Raw genomic sequence first — 23094 nt, 5'->3', positions numbered from 1 at the left:
ATGTTCGACGACAACAGAGGACAGGCGTACACGCTCGAGGGGTTCATCGGGTCGATACTCATCTTGACCGCGGTACTGTTCGCGCTCCAGTCGGTCGTCATCACGCCGACGACGGGTGGGACGGTCGACCGCGATGCGCGCGACCAGGTGCGTCTGGAAGCCCAGGACATGCTCGTGTTGAGCGCGGATTCGGGGAACCTCTCGAAGATGATCCGGTACTGGAACGGGACGGAGGATAGCACCGATCGGCGGTTCGCGGCGTCGGACAGCCGGTCGCTCGGGTACAGTAGCGATCTGCCACCCGGGAAGGCACCGCGAGGACTGTTGCTGATGTTGGAGGAGGCGTTCGAGGACAAGAACGGGTACAACGTGGTCGTGACCTATCAGGACGATTCCGGTGACCCGAACGGTGGAACGATGACGATGGTCCGAAACGGGTTCTCCACCCAAAGTGGCGTGGTGGCGACGTACACCATCACGCTCTACGACGACCAGCGGCTCACCGGCCCCGGTGGGTCGCAGTTGCCGTTGAGTGAGTACGACACCAACCCGAGCAACGGCGACGACCGGTTCTATCCGATCCCGGACGCGTACCCGAACAGTCCTGTGTACAACGTGGTGACGGTGAAGGTGGTCGTATGGTAGGGTTCGCGTTCGACGAGCGGAGCGAGCGCGCGCAACTCATCCTCGTCGGCGCGGTCGCCATCGCGTTCATCGTGCTCGGGCTCGCGGTCGTGTTCAACACGGTCCTGTACACGGAGAACGTCGCGTCGACGGGTGCAGCGAGCGCGCCACGGGACGCGCAGATCCTGAACCGGGAGGTCGAGCTTGGCTCACAGCGCCTCGTGGAGCGGGTGAACCACCAGACGAAGCCGAAGTTGCCCAGTCAGGCGAACGCGAACCTGACCGAGAACCTGTCGGCGTACAGTGACAATATGACGAAGGTGGTCGGTGCGTCGTCGCCGGCGCTCGTTTCGTTCAGCTTGACAAGCGTTGCCGACGTGACGCACGGTGCGCGCATCCGTGACGACGACGGATCGGACTTCAAGTTTGGGGGCGGGGCGAAGAACTGGACGGTGATGCAGTCGTCCGGCGATGGCGCTATCGTCAGGGACTTCGACATGACCGTCGACCGGTCCTCGCTTGAGGGCGCGTCACAGGACGCGTTCCACGTCGCGTGGTTGGGACCGAGCAACAACCACGTCGTCTGGATCTACGAGACCGCGGGTGGCCAGGTGGCGATACGGACAGTGAACAACACGGCAAAACCGGGGCCGGACTTCTCCGGCACGGAGTGCGTACTCCCGGGGTCGGATTCGGCGTCGACGGTGACGTTCAACTTCTCGGACGGGAACATCGAGGGGTACGATGCGTGCGACGCCCAGCTGGGGCCGTGGGCAACCATCGACAACGGGACGACGCGGAACGTGAAGTTCTTCCGCGGCGACAACGCCACCGGGCGGTACTCGCTCGCCGTCAACGACCAGAGCGAGCTGAATCCGTCGCTGAACCTTCCGACGGATTCCCTCTTTGATAGTGGGGACCCGTACTGGACTTGGGACGTCTGGGAGTTCGAGGTCGAGGTCCGGTACGAGTCCGGGCAGGTGTCGTACACCGAGGAGTACTACGTGGAGGTGTACAATCGGTCACGATGATTCGAGACAGCTTCTTTACCGACGACCGGGCGGTGTCTATCGCGGTGACGCACGTGCTGACGATCGGTATCACGACCATCCTCATCACGGGGCTGCTCGTCGGCGGGAGCGGCCTCCTTCGGGACGAGAAGGAGCGTGCGACGCAGACGGAACTGCGGACCATCGGGAACCGGATGGCATCGGAGATCTCGTCGGCGTACTACAGTGCCGAAGACGCTGGCGGCGGGACGATGGCCGTCCGCGTCTCGCACCCGCAGTACGTCGCGGGGGACAACTACAACGTAGAGTTAAGGGACGGAGACGCAAACTGTGACGCACCTGGAGACCTAGCGCCGACTCCCTCAGAGGTACAGTGTTTGGTTCTATCGACCCCTGGCGGTGGTGAGAGCGAAATCGTCGTCCCGATAGACCCGTCTATCACCCTGAAGGATCCCCCGACGACGGTTAGTGGTGGTTCCTTCTACATCGTCATCGAAGAATCCGGTGGGACGATGGAACTGACGATTCAGAACGACCGACCGTCGCCGTCGCTCGCGCCGTCGGGGGTGACGTGGTGATGGACCTGTTCAGCAGGGATGACGAGCGTGCGGTGAGTGACGTCCTCGCGTTCATCATCGTGTTCTCCATCATCATCACGTCGGTCGCGCTCGTGTACGGGACGGGGTTTTCGTCGATACGGGAGGTGCGTGACGGCGAGCAGAAGGCGAACGCGGAGCGTGCGCTGGAGGCGGTGGCGTTGAGTATGAGCGACCTCGTGAAGGGTGAGGCGACGCGGCGTGGTGGGTCGCTGAACCTCGGTGGCGGTCAGTTGCAAGTGGACGAATCGACGGACATCGAGGTGGTCGTCGACGGGACAGAGGTGACGCCAGATCCGAATCCAGTCGGGTCGTTCGAGTTCTACGTGGACGATACGGCGGTCGCGTACGAGTCCGGTGGCGTGTTCCGGCGGGACGGGTCGGCGTCGGTGACGGTGCTGCAGCCGACGATGAAGTGCACGGGCGAGAGTGCGGTGGTGTCGCTCGTGGCAGTGACGTCGACCCAGGGTGCCATCGGGGCGACGGACAACGTCGAGGTGACCATGGCCGAGGAGTCGACGGAACTCCTGTACGCCGAGACGGGTTCGGGGATCGGCGTCGAGGTCGACGTCGACGGGTCGGACTACACGACTGCGTGGGAGCGGACGCTCGAAGAGCAGGGCTGGTCGGACGACGACACTGGGATCGATAACGGCGAGATGAGCTGTACCACGGATCGCGTCGTCGTTCGCTTGGTCGTCATCGAGCTGACGTACGGGTCGCTGTGACCTGTTCGCGACCCAATCTACGTAGGGTCGGCCTACGTAGTTAGGCGCGTCTGACTTTAGGGGGCCGTCTGAATACGACCGCAATGAGTACTGACGCGACCGAGGACGTGCCGTCGCACGACGACGCGCCGGTCGTTCTCGTTGTGGACGACGACGAGGACCTGGCGGAGACCTGCGAGTACTGGCTGGACGCTGGACAGTACGTGCCTCGCGTCGCGAACAGCGGCGAGGAGGCGCTGGAGGCGATGAGCGAGGACGTGGACGCCGTCCTGCTCGACCGGCGGATGCCGACGCTCTCGGGTGACGAGGTGCTCGAGGAGTTCCGGGACCGCGGGTTCGACGTGCCGGTGGCGATGATGACGGCGGTCGCGCCCGATACGGACATCGTCGACATGCCGTTCGACGACTACCTCGTGAAGCCGGTGTCCCAGGACGACATCCTGGAGGCGGTCGACGAGATGCTCGCGCGGTCGTCGTTCGACGAGGACGTCCGCGAGTACTTCGCGATGAGTTCGACCGAGGAGGCGCTCGCGGCCCGGGAGACCGAGGAGCTCCGGGACGCCGACGAGCTGGCGGCGCTCCGCGAGGAGATCACTGAGCAGTACGAGGAGTACGAGCCGGTCATCGAGCGACGGGAGCGCGAACTGGATCGATTGACGCACATCAACACGGTCATCCGCGAGGTCGATCGCGTGCTCGTGGACGCGGAGAGCCGCGAGGAGATCGAGTCGGAGGTGTGTGCGTCGCTCGCGGACTCGGGCGCGTACTCGGTGGCGTGGATCACGGGGTACAACGAGCGCACGGAGCGGTTCGATCCGCGGGTCGCGGCTGGTGCGGACGTCGACCGCGTCGAGGCGGAGACGGCTGACGTGAGCGAGGTGGCGACGCGCGTGAAGGACGCGGTGACGACGGGCGAGGTTCGCGCCATCGATGCGGTGTCCTCGGCGCATCGCGAGGCGGTGTTCGGGGGCGACGGTTCGACGGACGACGATTCGACGGTGGAGACGTCGGCGGTGGTCGCGCCGCTGTCGTACCGTGAGAAGACGTACGGGGCGGTGCTGGTGTACGCGGACCGCGCCGAGGCGTTCGGCGAGCAGGAGCTGGAGGTGTTCGGCGAGCTCGGGGAGCGCATCGGGAACGGGATCAACTCGGTCGAGCAACGGAAGCTCCTGCTCGCGGACACCATCGTGGAACTGGAGTTCCGGCATACGGACCGCGACGACCCGTTCGTGGACCTATCAGCGTCGACGGGTGCGACGGCGAATCTGAAGGGCGTGGCGTCGACGAGCGATTCGTCGTTGACGTGCTACCTGGAGGCCGCTGGGGTGTCCGGGGAGTCGTTCCTGGAGGCGGCGACGACGCACGACCTCGTGGAGGACGTCCGACTGGTGACGGAGGGCGACCCGTCGTTGTTCGAGATTACGGTCGCGTCGTCGGCGGTGCACACGCTCTCGTCGGCTGGGGCGACGGTGAAGACGTTCCGCGTGGAGGAGGGCGAGGGCCGGCTGGTGGCGGAGGTCGCACCGGACGCGGACCTGAAGGCGCTGGCGCGAGCGGTCGAGTCCGCGTACGAGGAGACGTCCGTCCTCTCGAAGCGGCGCGTGGAGCGGTCGGTGCAGTCGGGCGAGTCGTTCCGGAAGGACCTCGAGGACCGGTTGACCGAGCGCCAGCAGACGGCGATGGAGACGGCGTTCTCGGCGGGGTACTACGAGTGGCCGCGGGAGTCGACGGCGGAGGAGGTCGCGGAGGCGATGGACATCTCCTCGCCGACGCTCCACGAGCACCTTCGTGCGGGCGAGCGCAAACTCCTGCAGTCGTTCATGTCCGAGGTCGACGACGAGGACGAGCCGCGGTGACGAGCGACAGCGGTGTGGTCGCGTTCTGGCGGTCCAACGTCCGGGTGGTCTGACGTTCGCGTGTTCTGACGCTCTAGCGTTCGAGCGTCGAGACGTCGGGCTGTTTCTGGCTGCTTCTGGCTGCGTCAGGCCTCGTCGTGGCCGGGGTCGAGGTCGAGTTCGTCGTTGACGAGGTCGGTCGCGTTCTGGAGTTCGCCGATACCGGAGAGGTAGCCGGCGCCGACGCTGGCTTTGAGCGCGACGGCGGCGCGGCCGGTGATGACGGTGGGGCCGACCTGTGCGACGGCGCCGTTCCCGATGGAGACGAGCCAGCCGGGGGAGTCGAAGTCGAAGCGCTTCATGCGCGGTTCGAAGTCGCCGGGTTCGCTCGTCCGGCGGTGCTCGACGAGCGCCGCGACGTTGGCGGCGGCGACGCGTGCTTCGCGGATGGCGGATTGGGCGCTCGCGGGGACGGCTTCGCCGTCGGCGTCGACGACGCGGCCGGCGTCGCCGACGACGAACGTGTCGCCGCCGACGCGGAGGTCGGCGCGCGCGTCGACGCGGTCGCCGTCGGTTGCTTCGGGGCCGGCGATGCCGCCGGTCCAGACGAACGTGTCGTACTCGACGCGCGTGCCGTCCTCGAGGACGACGGCGTCGGCGGTGGCTTCGGCGACGACCGCGTTCGTACGGACGTCGACGCCGGCGTCCTCGAGTGCGTCGTGGACGGCGACCTGGAAGTTCTCGGGGAACCCGGGTGCGACCGAGGCTCGCATCTCGAGGACGGTCACCTCGAAGTCGTCGGCTGCAGCGCCCTGGGACGCCACGTCGTCCGTCACGGGGTCGTCGGGTGCGGGGTCGTCTGCTGCAGGTTCGGTCGTTTCGGCGTGCTCGGGCGCGTCGGTCGCGTCGTCGACGCTGACCTGGACCGGGTCGCTGTCGTCCGTCGGCGCTGGGTCGGTGTGAGCGTCGCGGAGGGCGGCGAGTTCGCCGGCGACCTGCACGCCGGAGAGCCCGGCGCCGCCGACGATGGCACGACCACCGGCCGCTATCGTTTCGAGGACGGAGTCGCGGATTTCGTCGGCGTGCGAGACGCGCTTGCAGGGGATGGCGTGCTCGCGGACGCCGGGGAGGTCGTAGTACGCGGTCTCGCTCCCGAGGCAGACCGCGCCGACGTCGTACGTGAGGACGGTGTCGTCGTCGAGCGTCACCTCGTTCGCGTCGGTGTCCACGTCGACGACGGTGCCTTCGCGGACCTCGGCGCGGTCGAAGAGATCGTGGAGGTCGAGCGTGATGTGGTCCGCGACCCGTGGTTTCCGGATGACGCGGTGGACTTCGTGCTGGACGACGTGCGTGCCGGTGTCGTCGACGACGACGACATCGACGTCGTCGTCGAGCGTCCGTTCGAGCTTCCGTGTCAACGCGACGCCAGCGTAGCCGGCGCCGAGAACGAGGACTCGCATATGGGTCCCTTGGAGCCGAATCGGCATATGCTGGGGGGTGCCGGCACGGCAGCGACCGTGCACGAAGATCGCTCGGCGCGAACCGAGACCGGGACGCATTAGCGCGTCGACGCCGAAGCGTCTCCCGATGACTGATGCGCTCGTCGCGACTGACGTCCGGAAGGCCTACGGCGAGGTCCAGGCCGTCGCAGGGGTGTCGCTGTCCGTGGCCGCGGGCGAGGTGTTCGCGCTCGTCGGTCCGAACGGTGCGGGGAAGACGACGCTCGTCCGGACGCTCACGGGCACGGCGACGCCCGACGCGGGCGGCGTCGAACTCCTCGGCGAGAAGCCGACGGCGGCCGACCGGGAGCGCCTCGGGGTGCTCCCGCAATCCTTCTCGCCCCCCGAGCGGTTGACCGGGCGGGAGGTCGTCGCGTACTACGCGGGCCTCTACGACGACGCGCGGGACGTCGAGGACGTCCTCGCGGCAGTGGGCGTGACCGAGGCGGCGGACGCGAACTACGGCGACATGAGCGGTGGCGAGCAGCGTCGCGTGTGTCTCGGGAGTACGCTCGTGAACGACCCGGACGTGCTGTTCCTCGACGAGCCGACGACGGGCATCGACCCGGCGGGCCGGCGGACGGTCTGGAGCCGTATCGAGGAGCAGGTCGCGGGCGGAACGACGGTCGTGTTGACGACGCACGACATGCGGGAGGCTCAGCGGCTCGCGGACCGCGTCGGGTTGCTCGCGGACGGCGAGCTCGTCGCCGTGGGGGCGCCAGAGGACCTCGTCGCGGAGCACGCTGGCGCGCCGAGCGTCGTCGTCGACGTGGACGCGACCGCGGACGGCGCCGAACGCACTGGCGAGCGCGACCGCGGTTCGTCGGGGAGCGAGCAGCCGGTGGTCGTCGCGGAGCGCGCGCTCGCGGACGCCGGGATGGACGTGACGACGCACGGGACCGAGGTCCGCGTCCGGGGCGTCGCGGCGCGCGACGTCGCGACGGTCGCCGACGCGCTCGACGACGCCGGCGTCCCGTACTCCGGGCTGTCGTGGCGCGAGCCGACGCTCGAGGACGTCTACCTCGCGCTCGCCGGCGAGACCTACGACGCCGACGTCCAGGACGCTTCGGGGATCGCGGGCGGTCGTCGCGACGGCGCGGTCGCGGGCGCTCGCACTGACGGCGGGCCGACGGAGGCCGTGCAAGGGGGTGAGTCGTCGTGAGTCGCGTCGGGCGCGTGCGGTCGGCGTCGATGGCGGCGTCGCGGTCGTTCCTCCGGCGACGCGTGGCGGTGTTCTTCACGTTCTTCTTCCCCGCGATACTCGTCGGGATCTTCGGCGTGCTCGTCCAGACCGACGCCGCGGGCGCGGGACTGTTCACGAAGCCGGCGTCGTACTACGTCCCGGGGTACGTCGCCGTCGTCGTGCTGTTCACGCCGCTGTCGCGCGTCGGGAGCGAGGTCGCGCGCCACCGCGAGCACAACCGGTTCGAGAAGCTCGCCACCACGCCGCTGACGCGCGGCGAGTGGCTGCTCGCACAGACGCTCGTGAACGTCGGCATCATCGGCGTCGCGACCGTCCTCGTGCTCGCCCTCACCACCGCGCTCACCGGCGCGAGCATCGTGCTCTCCCCGCTCCTGCTCGTCTACGTCCCGGTCGGCGTGGCGTGTTTCTGCGGCGTCGGCGCGCTCCTCGGCGCGTTCGCGGACAGCCAGGACGGCGCCGTCACCGCGAGCAACGCCATCGGCCTCCCCCTGCTCTTCCTCTCGCAGACGTTCGTCCAGCCGGCGCTACTGCCCGAGTGGTTCCACCCGCTCGTCGCCCTCAGCCCGCTCACGTACTTCGCGCAGGGACTCCGCCAGGTCATCGCGCCCGGGTCGACCGACGCGGGCACGGTCGTCCTCGACCTCGGCCCGCTCGCCGCACTCGGCGTGCTCGCGGTCGCCGCGGTCGCGTTCCTCGCAGCGGGCGCCCTCGCTATCCCGGTGACCGACTGAGAGCCACCGCGACGGCAATCGCTCGAACCCCGAGCAGGCTCCCGATTCCTCCACCCTCAGGCCCCGAGCAGGCTACCGATTCCCGCGACGTCGAAGACGACGACGAGGTAGTACGCGGCGACGGCGACCATCACGACGCCCGTGACGCGGTTGACGAGGCCCGCGTTCTGAGCGAGTGCGCGGGTGACGGCGCGACCGCGGGCCTCCGAGATGGCGGCGAACGCGAGCAACGGTGCGCCCATCCCGAGGCCGAACACGAGGAAGCCCGCGAAGCCCGCGATGGGCGAGTCGAAGAGGATGGGCGTTCGCGCGAAGAACAGCGCGATGAACCCGGGGTTGCAGGGGAGGACGATGCCGCCGAAGAAGAGGCCGTAGACGAACGCGGACCCGTACGCGTTCCCGGTCTCCGGCGGGTCGAGGCCGGGGAGGCGGTCGACGACGTCGTGGTCGAGCGCGAGCGCGACGCCGAGGACGAACAGGACCGCGAACGCGGCCGGGGAGACGACCTCGACGACGGTGGTCAGTGACTCCTGGAGGAAGTACGCGAACACGAGGCCGACCGCGCCCATGAACGCGACGACGCCCGCGACGACCGCGAGTCCGAGCACGAACGACGACCGCGACGCGCCGCCGTCGCTCGCGGCGCCGGACCCAGTGCCGTCGCCAGTGCCCGTCTCGGAGCGGTCGCTGCGTGCGAGATACGAGAGGAATCCCGGGTAGAGCGGGAGCGCACAGGCCGCCGTCAACGGGGTGAGGACGCCGACGACGAACGCCTCGACGAATGGCGCGATGCCCGCCGGGAACTCGAACCCGAGCTGGAGGGCGAACCCGAGCTGGAGGGCGATTTCGGGCACGGCTAGCACTCGTCGAGCGCGGACTCGAGGAACGCCACGGACTTCTGGCCGTCCTTCAGGCGCTCGACGTCCTCGGGCCCGCACATGCGGAGCATCGGGACCGACGGCGCGTTCGCCATCGACGACCCGAACTCGCTCGTGACGGACTTCGTCCACTCGCCGGGCGCGACCGCGTATCGCCAGTCGAACCCGTGCTTGTTCGCGTGGTCGCGGACCTTCTTCGCGTCCTCGTTCGGGTCGATGTCGACCGCGACGGTCGTCACGTCCGGGTTCGCCTCGTGGAAGTCGATCATCGTCTTCTGCTGGCGCAGACAGTTCGAACACCAGACCGCGAACGTCTCGACGAGCACCGGGCCGTCGGCTGCGAGGTCGGCGATGGTGAACGACTCGTCGCCGCGGACCGTCGAGAGCGAGATGTCCCGCCAGTCCGCCCCCGAGCCGTCTTCGCCGGTGCCTCCGTCGCCGCTGCCATCGCCGGCGTCGCCGCCGTCGGTCGGGTCGCCGCTCCCGCTACCCGTGCTCAGACACCCCGCGAGGCCAGCGAGTGCGCCGGCGCCGACCGAGGAGAGGACCGCTCGCCGCGTGGGACCGTTCATATCAATACGGGAGCGCGCCGTGCGTTAATGCGTCCCTCGGTCGTGCACGTGGCACGCCAGACCGCCACCCCGACGGCCGCGGCACGGTCCAGGTCAGGAGAAGTCCGTCAGCGTCGTCTCTGACGCTTCGCGAGTCTCGACGTCGAACTCGGCGAGGCGCACGAACTCCATGTCGTTGTCCCGGAGCGCGCGCTTGACGCGGTCGCTCGTCGACGGTGCGACCAGCATCCCACGCACCTCCGGGTTCGATTCCCGGTACAGGTCCATGTAGCGCTTGAGCTGGTCGAAGTGATTCAGCGTCGCCTGCCGGCGCTTGACCTCGACGACGACGGGCGTCCCGTCGGCGTCCTGCGCGAAGAAGTCGAGGTACCCGTACTGGGTCTCGCGCTCGTGCTCGACGATGCGGATCCCGGCTTCGAGCGCGCTCTCCGGATCGCTCTCGATGTACTCGTGCATCTCCGCTTCCGTGCCGCGCTCCTGGTACTCGACGGCGTCCGTCGCGTCGAAGCGCGACACCGAGTAGACGTCCTGGAGGTACACGCGCAGGAACTCGTTGGGGTTCGACCGGCGCGCGTACAGCAACGGCGCGTCCTCGTCGCTCTCACCGGGGTCGACCTTGATGGTGGCACCGCCAGGCATCCAGTTCACGGGCTTGTGGCCGGACGGGCGATGCACGAGGAGCGTCCCGTCGGGCTTGCAGACGACGAGCCGGTCGCCCGGACCGAGGTACCCGCCGGACCGGCCGTCGTACTCGACCTCGCACTCGGCCTCGATGGAGACGACCGCGCCCTCGCGGAGCCCGTCGCCGACGACGCGAGCGACGGTGGCCGCATCCGGGGCCGCGAAACGTTCGACAGTCACGACGACTCGATACCCGAGGCACCAGTAAAAACCTATCCGTTGCCGGAACGACTCGCGGCCGCGAGCCGTCGCCGCCTCAGACGGGGAGTGGGACCGCGACGACCGCCTTCACGAACTCGAACCCGTAGATGTGATTCAGCATGAGGTACGTGACGACGCCGAGCGAGAGCGAGAGGATCCACGCGCTCGCGGCGATGCGGCCGACGCGCCGGTGCGGGGTCTCCTGGCGGAGTTCCCGCGGCGTATGCGTCACGCCGAGGAGGATGGCGTAGAGCACGACCGGCACGGAGACGATGGAGAGCAGGATGTGGATGGCGAGCATCGCGAGGTACGAGTAGTAGATTGCACCCGGTTCGAGCGCGATCTCCTTCGTGCCGCCGCCCCCGGTCTTCAGGAGGTAGAGCACGAGGAACACGAGGATGAGCGCGAACGCGCCACCCATGAGCGCGCGGTGGCGGTCGACGTTCCCGCGGCGGATCTCTCTCCAGCCGAGGACGAGACAGGTCGTCGCGACCGTGTTGATGACCGCGATGGCGTCGCTCAGGGTGTTCACCGTGTTCAGTCCGATGTCGGGGTAGATGGGGAGCCCGAGGTAGAGCGTCCCGAGCACGAGCGCGTACCCGACGACCGAGAGTACGATGGTCAGCGACCGCACCGAGCCCTTCAGGTCCCGGAGTGGCGGCGTCGTCGTTTCCGTCATCGACCGGGGCTAGGGAGAGCGCGAGTAATTGCTTTTGCATTCGGACTCCCTGGGAGTCCCGTGGCGGTCGCTGTCGGTACTGGAACCGCTGGTGGGCCGGTCCCACCGAGAACCCCTACCCGTACGAGGCGTCACACTTCCGTTAAAGTAAAACCTGCCGGAAGGGAACAGTCGTTCATGAGTCAGAGCCAGGAGGAGCGGTCCATTCGCTGCCTCGTCGCGAAGGTCGGCCTCGACGGGCACGACCGTGGCGCGCACGTCATCGCGCGGGCGTTCCGCGACGCCGGATTCGAGGTCATCTACTCGGGCCTCCACAAGGCGCCCGACGAGATCGTGCAGGCGGCGGTCCAGGAGGACGTCGACGTCATCGGCATCAGCATCCTCTCGGGCGCGCACAACACGCTCGTCCCGAAGGTCATCGAGGGCCTGAAGGAGTACGACGCGTTCGAGGACACGCTCATCCTCGTCGGCGGCGTCGTCCCCGACGAGGACAAGGCGCACCTCAAGGAACTCGGTGTCGCCGAGGTGTTCGGTCCCGGGACGTCGATGGAGCAGACCATCGAGTTCGTCCGCGAGAACGCCCCGGAGCGATGACGCTGTCGACGCAGGAACTGCTCGACGGCATCCTCGAGGGCGAGCACCGTGCGCTCGCGAGAGCGATCACGAAGATCGAGAACCGACAGGACGGCTACCGCGACATCGTCTCCGGGCTCTACGAGCATACCGGGGACGCTGACGTCATCGGCATCACGGGGAGTCCGGGCGCGGGGAAGTCGACGCTCGTCGACAAGGTCGCGAAGGCGTACCGCGACCGCGGCCTCACCGTCGGTATCGTCGCCATCGACCCGTCGTCGCCGTACACGGGCGGCGCGGTGCTCGGGGACCGCATCCGGATGGCGTCGAACGTCGGCGACATGGACGTGTTCTTCCGGTCGATGTCGGCGAGGGGAAGCCTCGGTGGGTTGTCGACGGCGACCGCGGACGCCGTGAAGGCGCTGGACGCGTTCGGGAAGGACAAGGTCATCATCGAGACCGTGGGCGCGGGCCAGAACGAGATCGACATCGTGCAGGCCGCCGACACCGTCGTGGTGCTCGTTCCGCCGGGGTCGGGCGACAACGTCCAGATGCTGAAGGCGGGCATCCTCGAGATCGCGGACGTGTTCGCGGTGAACAAGGCGGACATGGACGGCGCTGACCGCACCGTCCAGGAACTGGAGGAGATGGTGCACATGGACGACGGGCACGTGAGCGTCGCCGCGGGGCATCACGGGATGGGCGTCGACACGGAGGTCGACATGCCCGAGAAGGGCAACGAGAGCGAAGAGACCATCGAGCCGTGGGAGACGCCGGTCCTGGAGACGGTGGCGACGACCGGCGACGGCGTCGACGAGTTCCTCGACACGCTGCAGGCGCACGCGGACTGGCTCGATGACACCGGGCAGATCCAGGCGAAGCGACGGCAGCGGACTGCCGAGGAGATACGGACGTTGCTCCGCGAGGACGCGGGCGCGCTCGTCGAGGGGGAGATCGACGAGCACGGTGGCGTGGACGCGCTCGCGGAGCGCGTGCTCGACGGCGAGACCGACCCGTACACGATCGCGGACGAGGTGCTGGACCCTGTCGCTGCGTGTCTCGAACGCGAGAACTGACGGCCTCACGACCCCGCCGGCCCCACCCCGACTGCGTGTCGTTCGGTCCCACGCCTCGTGGTTCCGTCTCGTGGTTCGCTCCGGGATTCGGCACGACGTTCAAGTCGTTGGGTCTCTTCTATCGAGATATGAAACTGAAGAACGCGGCGTACGCCGCGGCAGGCGCGGTCGGTGCAGTCAGCGCGGGCGTGCTCGTCGACCGCGCGCTCAGACGGAAAGCTGGCGACCTCCCCCGACCGCTTCCAGGCACGGGCGAGACGTACCGCTGGCGCGGCATCGACACGTACTACACTGACCTCGGGAATCCCGAGCATCCGACGCTCGTCCTCGTGCACGGCGTGAACGCGGCCGCGTCAAGCAACGAGTTCGTCGGAATCGCCGAAGCGCTCGCCGAGGACTACCACGTCCTCGCACCCGACCTCCCCGGGTTCGGGCGCTCCGAGCGACCAGCCATCGAGTACACGAACGAGCACTACGAGGCGTACCTCGCCGCGTTCCTCCGGGACGTCGCCGGTCCGGACGCGACCGTGCTCGCGTCGTCGCTCTCGGGCGCGTACGCGATGGCCGCAGCGGCCGAGGACGACGTCGACGTCTCCCGGCTCGTGCTCGTATCGCCGACGGCGTCGACGATGCCCGGGGGCGAGAAGCCGCTCGTCCGGAAGGCGATGCGGTCGCCGGTGCTGGGCACGCTCCTGTTCGACGCCGTCGCGAGCGAGCGGTCGCTCGAGTACTTCAGCGACGACCACTCGTACTACGACGCCGACGCGTACTCGCCGGAACGCAAACAGTACGACTGGCAGACCACGCACCAGGCCGGGGCGCGGTTCGCGCCCGCGTCGTTCGTCTCGGGGTACCTCGACAGCGACCTCGACCTCGGCGCCGCCATCGCCGACCTCGACGTCCCGACGACGCTCGTCTGGGGTCGCGAAGCCGACATCACGCCGCTCGCCGACGGCCGCGAACTCGCCGAGGCCGCGAACGCGAAGCTCGTCGTCGTCGACTACGCCGCGCTCCTCCCGCACGACGAACACCCCGACGCGTTCCTCGACGGGCTCGCCGACGACCTGGGCCTCGACCGCGAGGTCGACGCCGACCGCGTCGCCGTCGAACGCGAGAACTGACCGCGAGAACTGACCGCGAGAAACGGCCGTCCCTTACTGCGGTCTGAAGACGACGAGGTCGTCGCCCGTCGTCTCGGTCTCGGCGACGTCGATGGCGACCTGGATCCCGACCTCGACCTCCTCGACGGCGACGTCCCGAAGCTGGCCAGTGACGCGAACGTCACCGAACCGCGCGATACCGACCGCGTACGGCGTGTCGTCCGCGAAGTTCGGCGTCGCGACGTGCGTTATCGTGAACGTCTCCACCTCGCCGGTGTCGGGCAGCGGCGTCTCCTCGATGTCGAGCGACCCGCAGTGCGGGCAGACCCGCCGCGGCGGCAGCGACCCGTGGTCGTTCTCACACGACAGGAAGTAGCCCTCGCCCTCGCTGACGGCGTCGATCCACTCGTCGTAGCCAGCGTCCGCGACGTCCTCGTCGCTCATGACTCCATCACCTCTAAAACGTGAACGACGGCAGACGCGACCGTACCGCCCGCGTTGTGCGCGAGCCCGCAGTCCGCGTCCGCGACCGCGTCGCTGTTCGGGTGGTCGCCGCGCAGGAGCATCGCGAGCTCGCAGATCTGGCTCGCGCCCGTCGCCCCGACCGGATGCCCCTTCGCCTTCAGGCCACCCGAGAGGTTCACGGGGACGTCACCGTCCTTCGTCGTCCGCCCGTCCGCGGCCGCAGTGACGCCCTCGCCGACCTCGCAGAGCCCGAGGGACTCGAGCGCGAGCACCTCCGCGATGGTGAAGCAGTCGTGGACCTCCGCGACGTCGACGTCCTCGGGGGTCACGCCCGCGTCCGCGTACGCCTCCTCGGCGGCCTCGTCCGCCGCGGGCGAGCGCGCGAGGTACTCGCGGTCGTGTAGCGCCATCAAGTCCCCGCCCTGGCCGGTGCCCGTGACCGCGACCGGTGCGTCCAGGTCGTGTTCGGCGGCGAACTCGTCGCTCACGAGCACGACCGCCGCCGCACCGTCACTGATCGGGCAGGAGTCGTACAGGCCCAGCGGCTCGGAGACCATCGGCGCGTCGATGACCGTCTCCACGTCGATCGCGCGCTGGTACTGCGCCTTCTCGTTGTTCAACGCGTTGTCGTGGTTCTTCACCGCGATGGCGGCGAGGTCCTCGCGCGTCCCACCGTACTCCGCGAAGTACGCCTGCGCCATCAGCGCGTACGCTCCCGGGAACGTCATCCCCGCGCGGACCTCCCAGAGGTCGTCCGCGGCGATGGCGAGCGCCTCCGTCGCACCCGCCGTCCCGAGGTTCGTCATCCGCTCCGTGCCGCCGACGAGGAGGACGTCCGATTCGCCGTTCCGGACGCGCTTGACGCCCTCCCGGACCGCGACCCCGGAGGACGCACACGCCGCCTCGAAGCGCGTCGCCGGCGCGTCGATACCGACGGCCTCCGCCATCAGCGGCCCCTGGTGACCCTGGTGTTCTGCGAGCTCTCCCATGAAGTTCCCGTAGAGGAGCGCCTCCACGTCGTCGCGGTCGACGCCAGCGTCCGCGAGCGCGTCACAGCCAGCCTCCGCGAAGAGGTCCCGGCCCGTGCGTTCCGGGGACGCGCCGAACGCCGTCAACCCGACGCCAGCCACTCGTACACCTGACATGGCCTGAACTTCGCTATCGACCACTTAATATGTCGTGGTTAACGGCGCGACGAGCGCACGGCCGCTGTCGGCGCTCGACGAGGAACCCGGTCCGGAACCGCCGTCTGGGGTGTTCCGTGACGTGTTTATGCCTGAACCTCTAACGGGAGGATATGTCGAAGGAGCGCGTCGAGGACGGGGCCGCGAGCAGTGAGGGGAATCGCGCCGTCACCGACCACAAGCCCTCCGCGAGTCTCTGGCCGATGTTCATCGCGTTCGGGCTCGCCATCGCCGAGGTCGGCGTCGTCGTCGGCGTGTTCGTGTTCACGGTCATCGGCTTCCTCATGTTCACGGGTGCAGTGGCGGGAATCCTCGCCGAAGCCGGGTACGTGGAGCGTCCCTGGGTGGCGCTCGGCGTCCTCGGGACCGTCGTCCTCGCGCTCGGCATCGCCGTGTTCGGGGCGTTCGGCGGCGTCGTCGGCGGCACGGAACTGGTCGCCGTCCCGAACGCAGTCGCGTACCGCGGCCTGTCGATGATCTCCGCCGGCGCGCTCACCATCCTCACCGCGGGCGTCGGCTCGATCCGCAGTGAACTGACGTAATCGACGCCACTCGCTCGACGGCGCCCACTCGCTCGACGGCGGTCCTCACCTCACGAAGACGTAGGGGGACGCGCTGGCACGAACCGACAACCTATTTGGGCGTCACTCGAAAACCCATGATAGCAATGGCAGAGCGCGTCTTCACGAAGGACACGATGCTCGACCTCCTGGTGAACATCATCCCACTGGGCATCATGGCCTTCTTCATCGGGTTGTTCGTCCTCTGGGGTCCGTTCAGCTGGGACCCGCTGTACAGCACCCTCATGCTCGGTATCATCGGCGGGTCGTTCCTCCTCCTCGCCATCCTCACGTACATCTCCGCGGTCGCCATCGAAGGCGACGCCATCAAGAGCGAGGAAGCCGGTCGCGCAGCACACGCCGAAGACGAATCCGCGGTCGTCGACACCGCCGAGACGAACGCGACCGACACGCCCGACGAGACGCCGGACGCGACCGGCGACGACGGGACCGACGAACGCAAGGACTCCCCCGAAGAAGCCGTCTGACGAGACGCTCTCTCGTCCTCCAGACCGACGCCCGCTCCGCGATTCTCTCCACCGTCGACCTCTCGATGCACGACCTCGTCCACCTCCTCGAGGCGAATCGCCGAAATCGCGGGCGGCGGTGAACCCGAGCCTTTCTTTAGGTTGCAATCCTGAGCAACATCCATGGGACTTAGCGGAGAGCTCGCACTAACACTCCTCACGGGCGTCCTCGTCCTCATCGTCTTCGCGCTCGCCACGCGCTTCGACGACTGGCGGACGTACACGCCGCTCGCCGGCGGCGGCGCCCTTGGCGGAGAGACCGGGTACGGACACGACGAGAAGCCCGGTGGTATCGTTCGCTGGTTGACGACCGTCGACCACAAGGACATCGGCATCCTGTACGGCGTCTACGCCATCGTCGCGTTCGCGTGGGGTGGCCTCGCTGTCATGCTCATGCGGTTCGAGTTGGCGACGCCCGCGATGGACGTCCTCGCCAGCGTCGGGGGCCGCGCGTTCTACAATCAGCTCCTGACGAGTCACGGCATCACGATGCTGTTCCTGTTCGGGACACCGATACTCGCCGCGTTCTCGAACTACTTCATCCCGCTCCTCATCGGCGCGGACGACATGGCGTTCCCGCGTATCAACGCCATCGCGTTCTGGTTGCTGCCGCCCGGCGCCATCCTCATCTGGGCCGGCTTCTTCCTCGCGCCGTTCTTCGACGGTATCGCGGCGTCGATGACGTCGTGGACGATGTACCCGCCGCAGGCGGTCGCACAGACCGCCGCCGGGCAAGACGCGATGTCCTACGAGTACGCGGGTCGCGTCATCGCGTCGAGCGAGATCGACACGGCCGCGCTGAACGCCGGGACGGACCTGATGTTGCTCGGGCTCCACCTCACTGGCGTGTCGGCGACGATGGGTGCGATCAACTTCATCGCGACCATCTTCACGGAGCGCGGGAGTGACGTCGGCTGGGACAAGCTCGACATCTTCTCGTGGACGATCCTTACGCAGTCCGCGCTCATCCTGTTCTCGTTCCCGCTCCTCGGGAGCGCGATCGTCATGCTCCTGCTCGACCGGAACTTCGCGACCGGGTTCTTCGCGGTCGAGGGCGGTGGAACGATCCTCTACCAGCACCTGTTCTGGTTCTTCGGACACCCCGAGGTGTACATCCTCGTGCTCCCGCCGATGGGTATCATCAGCTACGTCCTCCCGCGGTTCTCGGGCCGGAAGCTGTTCGGGTTCAAGTTCGTCGTGTACTCCACGCTCGCCATCGGCGTCCTCAGCTTCGGTGTGTGGGCGCACCACATGTTCGCGAGCGGTATCGACCCGCGGCTACGCGCCGGCTTCATGGCGGTGAGTCTTGCGATTGCGATACCGAGCGCGGTGAAGACGTTCAACTGGATCACGACGATGTGGAACGGGAACATCCGGTTGACGACCCCGATGCTGTTCTGTATCGGGTTCATCGCGAACTTCATCATCGGTGGCGTCACTGGCGTGTTCCTGGCGGCAGTTCCCGTGGACCTCATCCTCCACGACACGTACTACGTCGTCGGGCACTTCCACTACGTCATCATGGGTGCCATCGCGTTCGCGGTGTTCGCGGGCGTCTACTACTGGTTCCCGATCGTCTCCGGGCGGATGTACCAGCGGACGCTCGGGAAGGCGCACTTTTGGACGACGATGGTCGGGACGAACCTGACGTTCTTCGCGATGATCCTGCTCGGGTACGGCGGGATGCCGCGTCGGTACGCGACGTACAACGGCGTCACGGCCGAGGGCATCATCGGCTACTTCACGAACCTGCACGTCATCGCGACCGTCGGCGCGTTCATCCTCCTCGTCGGCCAGATCATCTGGCTGGTGAACATGGTGCAGTCCTGGCTCGAGGGCCCGGTCGTCGGTCCGGACCCGTGGAACCTGAAGGAGGACGGCCTACCGAGTCGCGAGTTCGACTGGCACGCTGACCGCATCGAGACGACGCTCGCCGACGGTGGCGAGCCCGCCGAGGACGAACCGATGACCGACGGTGGCGAACCCGTCGACGCGGACGACGACGCTGCCGGCGACGAGTAACGCGGCGCTGCGGTACGTCTTCTTTCTCGGGTTCGGAGTTACGTTCGTCGTCGACGACTCGCGTATCGATGTTGGTGGTTCGTGATTCGCTCGCTGAGCGACGGCGGTGCTCTGCGGTCAGTGGGGTTGGTATCGTCGTGGGGGCGGGTGACGCGTCGCTCGCGGTCGATGGTGGGGAGAGCTAGAGGAGTCCGTGGTGGGGACGCGGCCCAGTTCGCGTACTGTCGTGCTGTCGGTGGATTCGAGGGGTCGCCGTCAGACGGTCGCGAGCACGAATCCGGTGGTGAACATCATGATGGCGACGAGTGCGAGGACGACGAGCAGGAGCTCTTTCTCGCTCATGAACGGGTTTTGGAGCCGGAATGCCAAAGGCTAATCGTTGCCGGTGCCAAGCGACCGGTGTGACTGAGAACGTTCGCCTGTCGGCGGTGCTCTCCGGGAAGCGCGTGGTGGCGACCGTCTACGTCGGGGTCGTCGCGCTCGCGGGCGTCCTCGGGTACGTCCTTGGCATCATCCTCCCCGCGCAGAAGAACGTCGAGATGGCGGAACTCGGGCCGATCACGTTCGAGATAACGCCGGTGTCGTTCGCGCTGTACGGGATGGTGATGCTCGCACTCAGTCTCGGCGTCTTCATCGCGCTCGTGCAGGTCGCGAGCCGCGTCGACGATACTGACTGACTGCGTCGTAGTCGCCGACGATACTGACTGACGCCGTCGTCTTCGTTGACGGTACGGGGTGATTCTCGGAGGAGACCGACTGATTCGTCGGTGTCGCCGTCGGAAGGGGCGTGGTCGTCCTGTTACTCGCGAACTGCCTGTTGGATGTCCTCGACGACGTCTGGGTTCCGGAGCGTCGAGGTGTCGCCGAGGTCGTCGCCGTTCGCGACGTCGACGAGGAGGCGACGCATGATCTTTCCGCTGCGGGTCTTCGGGAGTTCGGGCGTGAAGACGACGGATTCGGGGCGTGCGATGGGGCCGATGGCGTCCTCGACGCCCTTGATTATCTTCTCGCGGAGCGCGTCACCGGGGGTGGCGTCGTCTTCGGTGATGACGTACGCGTGCACGGCTTCGCCTTTGACGTCGTGGTCGGCGCCGACGACGGCGGCTTCGGCGACGCCTTCGACGCCGACGATGGCGCTCTCGATCTCCATGGTGCCGAGGCGGTGCCCGGAGACGTTGATGACGTCGTCGACGCGCCCGAGGACGGTGATGTAGCCGTCGTCGTCGATCTTCGCGCCGTCCTCGGGGAAGTACGTCCAGTCGTCGGGGTCGTCGCTGTCGACGTCGGAGTACTCGCGCCAGTACTCGTCGACGAAGCGCTCGTCGTTCTTGTAGAGCGTGCGGAGCATCCCCGGCCACGGCTTGTTCACGGTGAGGTAGCCGGCGTTCCCTTCGTCGACGGGGTCACCGGCGACGTCGACGACCTCGGCGCCGATACCGGGGAGTGGCGGGCCGGCGCTCCCGGGTTTCATCTCGCCGACCCCGGGGAGCGTGGTTATCATCATGCCGCCGGTCTCGGTCTGCCACCACGTGTCCACGACCGGGCAGTCCTCGTTCCCGATGTGCTTGTAGTACCACTTCCACGCCCGCGGGTTGATCGGTTCGCCGACGGTCCCGAGCAGGCGCAGCGAGGAGAGGTCGTGGCGGTTCGGGTACTCGGTGCCCCACTTCATGAACGACCGGATGGCTGTCGGTGCGGTGTAGAGCTGGTCGACGCGGTACTTCTCGACGAGCTCCCAGAGGCGGTCGCGCTCGGGGTAGTCGGGCGTGCCCTCGTACATCACGGTCGTCGTGCCGAGTGCGAGCGGGCCGTAGACGATGTAGGAGTGACCCGTGATCCAGCCGATGTCGGCGGCGCACCAGTACGTGTCCTCGGGTTTGACGTCGAGGACGTTCTGGGTGGTCCAGGCGGCATAGGAGAGGTAGCCGCCGGTGGTGTGTTTGACGCCCTTCGGTTCGCCAGTCGTCCCCGACGTGTACATCAGGAAGAGCATGTCCTCCGCGTCGCGGCTCACGGGTTCGACGTGCGTGCCTTCGTGGCGGTCGACGAGCTCGTCGTAGTCGTGGGCGTGGTCGCCGAGGAAGTGCGTGAGTTCGTCGCCGAGGCGGTCGACGACGACGGTCTCGACGTCGTGGTCGACGCCGCGCAGGCCCTCGTCGGCCTTCCCCTTGTGGTTGAGGGTGTCGCCGCGCCGGTAGTAGCCGTCGCAGGTGACGAGGTACTCGCTGTCGGCGGCGTTCATCCGCGTCGCGAGCGCGTTCGCGGAGAACCCCGCGAACACGACGCTGTGAGGGGCGCCGATGCGAGCGCACGCCAGCATCGCGATGGGGAGTTCGGGGATCATCGGCATGTACAGCGTGACGACGTCGTCCGCTTCCACGCCGAGGTCTCTGAGCCCGGCGGCGAACGCGTTCACCTCCCGGAGGAGGTCCTGGTACGTGTACGTGCGTTCCTCGCCGAGTTCGCCCTCCCACTGGATGGCTGCACGGTTCTTCGCGCCGTTCTCGACGTGCCGGTCGAGGCAGTTGTAGCTCGCGTTCAGCGACCCGCCCGTGAACCACTCGTAGAACGGCGGGTTCGAATCGTCGAGGACGGTGTCGTAGGGTTCGTCCCAGTCGACGAGCGCGGCCGCGTCCTCCCAGCACTCGGGCCAGTTCTCGGCGAACTCGTCGTAGACCGCGTCGTCGGCGACGTTCGCCTGTTCGACGAACGATTCCGGCGGCTCGAACGTGTCCTGTGCGGCGAGTCGCGCTTCGAGTTCCACCGCGTCGTCGTCGGTATCGTCGGCCATGGTTCGTCTAGGCCGTCGACCGGACGTATGCTAAGCTTTCCCCCGACGTCGGTGGCCGGTTCGCGTCGGCGGTCGGTTCGCGGCGGTTCGAACGTGCGGCGACCGCGTCGCGATGAACAGGTACTCGTGGGTCGGGCGAGGACGACTGGGCAATGAGTGCTGAGTACACGGTCTACGAGGACCGACTCGACGCAAGACTCGATGGCGCCAACTTCGCCATCGCGGTCGTGACGGCGACGAAACCGGACTTCTACAAGCAGGCGCCGGTGGTGACGGCGGCCGACGACATGGGCGTGCCCTCGTTCATCCTCCACACCGGCCAGCACTACGACGACCTGCTCGGGTACGGCCTGGCGGAGTACGGCGTCGAGGACCGCGTCGGCGTGGACCTCGGCGTCCGCGGTGGGCTCTCCCAGAAGACCGCTGAGGTGACCGAACGCGTGGACGCGTTCACGGACTACCTCGACGAGCATCATCCGGAGACGACGGTCGTCCCGCTCGTGCACGGCGACACGCACGCCGCGGCGACGGTCCCCCAGGCGTGGGCGTTCGCCACCGGCGAGCAGGTCGCGCACAACGAGGCGGGCCTGCGTGGGATGGCGCCGGACTACGACGCGGTCGACCGCGACGCGCTTGCCCTCGGGGACGCGGACGCGATCGACGCGTTCGTCGACGCGCAGTGGCGCGACGACTGGCACGTCGACCGCTCGGAACCGTTCCCCGAGCAGTACGACACGTTCGTCGGGTCCGCCGCCTCGCTCTATCACTTCGCGCCCGTCGAGTTGAACCGCGAGCACCTCGTCCGCGAGGGCTACCCCGAGGAGCGCGTACCGGTCGTCGGGAACAGCGTCGTCGACGCCATCGACGCGAAGCGAGCGGCCGAGCTCGACGAGAGCGTCTTCGACGTCTACCCGACGCTCGAGGAGCGCGACGACTGGATCCGCGTGGACGTCCATCGGCGCGCGAACCTCCTCCCGGGCCGGTTCTGCGCCATCGTCGAGGGCGTGATCGCGCTCGTCGAGGACGGGTTCAACGTCAACTTCGTCGAGCTGACTGCCACCCGGAACGCGCTCGAGGCGACGGGACTCCGCGACCGCTTGCTCGAGTTGGACGAGCGCCACGAGAACTTCCTGTTCACTGGTCTCTGGAAGAAGCACGCGCACGTCTACGAGTTCCTCGAATCCGGGCAGTGCCTCGCGGAGTTCACGGACTCCGGGAGCATGCAGGAGGAACTGAACCACATCGAGGAGACCGTCTGCCTCACCGCGCGCTTCAACACGGATCGGCCGGAGACGGTGTTCGACGCGAACACGAACCTCCTCGTCCCGCCGGTCTCCGGGGAGTTCGTCGCCACGATGCTTCGTCGCGTCCACGACGACGACGCGCTCCGCGGCCGGATGCGGGACGGGCCGGCGCTCTACGGCGAGGACGTCGGTGAGCGACTCGTCTCGTTCATGGACGAGCACCGCGACGACCCCGTGGAGTGGTCCCACGAGCGCGCCGGGTTCGACCTCGGCGAGACGACCGGGATGGACTACCTCTGAATACCGGCCGTCGC

General features: G+C 67.8%; 23 protein-coding genes. 15 read left to right on the top strand and 8 right to left on the bottom strand.

Going from position 1 to position 23094, the window contains the following annotated elements; genetic code table 11:
• From LI336_RS00565 to LI336_RS00545, 5 genes are all read left to right on the top strand, one after another.
• Complete coding sequence (locus LI336_RS00565; RefSeq protein WP_227130675.1) at nucleotides 1-645, top strand: DUF7288 family protein; 645 nt, start codon at nucleotides 1-3, stop codon at nucleotides 643-645.
• A complete protein-coding gene (locus LI336_RS00560) occupies nucleotides 639-1655 on the top strand; it encodes a DUF7261 family protein (protein ID WP_227130674.1) in 1017 nt (338 codons plus the stop codon). The genes LI336_RS00565 and LI336_RS00560 overlap by 7 nt, the downstream gene beginning before the upstream one ends.
• Nucleotides 1652-2212, top strand: a complete 561-nt coding sequence (locus LI336_RS00555) for a DUF7266 family protein (RefSeq protein WP_227130673.1) — start codon at nucleotides 1652-1654, stop codon at nucleotides 2210-2212. The genes LI336_RS00560 and LI336_RS00555 overlap by 4 nt, the downstream gene beginning before the upstream one ends.
• A complete protein-coding gene (locus LI336_RS00550) occupies nucleotides 2212-2958 on the top strand; it encodes a DUF7289 family protein (protein WP_227130672.1) in 747 nt (248 codons plus the stop codon). The genes LI336_RS00555 and LI336_RS00550 overlap by 1 nt, the downstream gene beginning before the upstream one ends.
• A gap of 83 nt (nucleotides 2959-3041) precedes the next feature.
• Entirely contained in the window at nucleotides 3042-4814 is a 1773-nt protein-coding gene (locus tag LI336_RS00545) for a bacterio-opsin activator domain-containing protein (RefSeq protein ID WP_227130671.1), read from the top strand.
• Nucleotides 4815-4939: 125 nt separating this feature from the next.
• On the opposite strand, the gene LI336_RS00540 is transcribed toward LI336_RS00545, so the two are convergent.
• Nucleotides 4940-6253, bottom strand: coding sequence for an NAD(P)/FAD-dependent oxidoreductase (locus tag LI336_RS00540; RefSeq protein ID WP_227130670.1), 1314 nt, complete (start codon nucleotides 6251-6253; stop codon nucleotides 4940-4942).
• 127 nt (nucleotides 6254-6380) lie between these two features.
• Here LI336_RS00540 and LI336_RS00535 point away from each other — a divergent pair, with 127 nt between their 5' ends.
• Nucleotides 6381-7454 (top strand): ABC transporter ATP-binding protein, encoded by a 1074-nt coding sequence (locus LI336_RS00535; RefSeq protein ID WP_227130669.1) that lies wholly within the window; start codon nucleotides 6381-6383, stop codon nucleotides 7452-7454.
• Nucleotides 7451-8227, top strand: a complete 777-nt coding sequence (locus LI336_RS00530) for an ABC transporter permease (RefSeq protein WP_227130668.1) — start codon at nucleotides 7451-7453, stop codon at nucleotides 8225-8227. Before LI336_RS00535 ends, LI336_RS00530 begins: the two co-directional genes overlap by 4 nt.
• Before the next feature lie 56 nt (nucleotides 8228-8283).
• Here the strand turns inward: LI336_RS00530 and LI336_RS00525 are convergent, their stop codons facing one another.
• From LI336_RS00525 to LI336_RS00510, 4 genes are all read right to left on the bottom strand, one after another.
• Complete coding sequence (locus tag LI336_RS00525) at nucleotides 8284-9081, bottom strand: cytochrome c biogenesis protein CcdA (protein WP_227130667.1); 798 nt, start codon at nucleotides 9079-9081, stop codon at nucleotides 8284-8286.
• 2 nt (nucleotides 9082-9083) lie between these two features.
• On the bottom strand, nucleotides 9084-9677 hold the full coding sequence (locus tag LI336_RS00520) for a TlpA family protein disulfide reductase (RefSeq protein WP_227130666.1): 594 nt from the start codon (nucleotides 9675-9677) through the stop codon (nucleotides 9084-9086).
• 93 nt (nucleotides 9678-9770) lie between these two features.
• Nucleotides 9771-10538: an endonuclease NucS gene (gene nucS / locus LI336_RS00515; protein WP_368408330.1), complete on the bottom strand. Its 768-nt coding sequence runs from the start codon at nucleotides 10536-10538 to the stop codon at nucleotides 9771-9773.
• A gap of 76 nt (nucleotides 10539-10614) precedes the next feature.
• Nucleotides 10615-11238: a DUF420 domain-containing protein gene (locus tag LI336_RS00510; RefSeq protein ID WP_227130665.1), complete on the bottom strand. Its 624-nt coding sequence runs from the start codon at nucleotides 11236-11238 to the stop codon at nucleotides 10615-10617.
• A 177-nt stretch (nucleotides 11239-11415) separates the two neighbouring features.
• Between LI336_RS00510 and LI336_RS00505 the strand changes: the two genes are divergently transcribed.
• The 3 genes from LI336_RS00505 (at nucleotide 11416) to LI336_RS00495 (ending at nucleotide 14008) form a co-directional block, all read left to right on the top strand.
• Entirely contained in the window at nucleotides 11416-11832 is a 417-nt protein-coding gene (locus LI336_RS00505) for a cobalamin B12-binding domain-containing protein (protein WP_227130664.1), read from the top strand.
• A complete protein-coding gene (meaB, locus tag LI336_RS00500) occupies nucleotides 11829-12887 on the top strand; it encodes a methylmalonyl Co-A mutase-associated GTPase MeaB (protein WP_227130663.1) in 1059 nt (352 codons plus the stop codon). The genes LI336_RS00505 and meaB overlap by 4 nt, the downstream gene beginning before the upstream one ends.
• A 128-nt stretch (nucleotides 12888-13015) precedes the next feature.
• Nucleotides 13016-14008 (top strand): alpha/beta fold hydrolase, encoded by a 993-nt coding sequence (locus tag LI336_RS00495; RefSeq protein WP_227130662.1) that lies wholly within the window; start codon nucleotides 13016-13018, stop codon nucleotides 14006-14008.
• Nucleotides 14009-14041: 33 nt separating this feature from the next.
• Here the strand turns inward: LI336_RS00495 and LI336_RS00490 are convergent, their stop codons facing one another.
• Together LI336_RS00490 and LI336_RS00485 are read right to left on the bottom strand one after the other, a co-directional pair.
• Nucleotides 14042-14431 carry a Zn-ribbon domain-containing OB-fold protein gene (locus LI336_RS00490; RefSeq protein WP_227130661.1) on the bottom strand — a complete coding sequence of 130 codons (390 nt, stop codon included), beginning with the start codon at nucleotides 14429-14431 and terminating at the stop codon, nucleotides 14042-14044.
• Entirely contained in the window at nucleotides 14428-15597 is a 1170-nt protein-coding gene (locus LI336_RS00485; RefSeq protein ID WP_227130660.1) for a thiolase domain-containing protein, read from the bottom strand. The genes LI336_RS00490 and LI336_RS00485 overlap by 4 nt, the downstream gene beginning before the upstream one ends.
• Before the next feature lie 152 nt (nucleotides 15598-15749).
• Between LI336_RS00485 and LI336_RS00480 the strand changes: the two genes are divergently transcribed.
• The 4 genes from LI336_RS00480 (at nucleotide 15750) to LI336_RS00465 (ending at nucleotide 19422) form a co-directional block, all read left to right on the top strand.
• Nucleotides 15750-16178 carry a DUF7541 family protein gene (locus LI336_RS00480; RefSeq protein ID WP_227130659.1) on the top strand — a complete coding sequence of 143 codons (429 nt, stop codon included), beginning with the start codon at nucleotides 15750-15752 and terminating at the stop codon, nucleotides 16176-16178.
• Nucleotides 16179-16303: 125 nt separating this feature from the next.
• On the top strand, nucleotides 16304-16684 hold the full coding sequence (locus LI336_RS00475; protein ID WP_227130658.1) for a DUF6684 family protein: 381 nt from the start codon (nucleotides 16304-16306) through the stop codon (nucleotides 16682-16684).
• A 162-nt stretch (nucleotides 16685-16846) separates the two neighbouring features.
• Entirely contained in the window at nucleotides 16847-18745 is a 1899-nt protein-coding gene (locus LI336_RS00470; RefSeq protein ID WP_227130657.1) for a cbb3-type cytochrome c oxidase subunit I, read from the top strand.
• A 401-nt stretch (nucleotides 18746-19146) separates the two neighbouring features.
• Nucleotides 19147-19422, top strand: a complete 276-nt coding sequence (locus tag LI336_RS00465) for a DUF7520 family protein (RefSeq protein WP_227130656.1) — start codon at nucleotides 19147-19149, stop codon at nucleotides 19420-19422.
• 122 nt (nucleotides 19423-19544) lie between these two features.
• Here LI336_RS00465 and acs read toward each other — a convergent pair whose 3' ends face one another.
• Nucleotides 19545-21536, bottom strand: a complete 1992-nt coding sequence (gene acs, locus LI336_RS00460; protein ID WP_227130655.1) for an acetate--CoA ligase — start codon at nucleotides 21534-21536, stop codon at nucleotides 19545-19547.
• Nucleotides 21537-21688: 152 nt separating this feature from the next.
• Here acs and LI336_RS00455 point away from each other — a divergent pair, with 152 nt between their 5' ends.
• Nucleotides 21689-23080, top strand: a complete 1392-nt coding sequence (locus LI336_RS00455) for a UDP-N-acetylglucosamine 2-epimerase (RefSeq protein WP_227130654.1) — start codon at nucleotides 21689-21691, stop codon at nucleotides 23078-23080.
• Nucleotides 23081-23094: the final 14 nt, after the last annotated feature.

Origin of the sequence: Halorubellus salinus (genome assembly GCF_020567525.1) — an archaeon.
Classification (GTDB): domain Archaea; phylum Halobacteriota; class Halobacteria; order Halobacteriales; family Natrialbaceae; genus Halorubellus; species Halorubellus salinus.
Note: the sequence above shows the minus strand (reverse complement) of the source record. Positions and strands in the feature narration are given on the sequence as shown.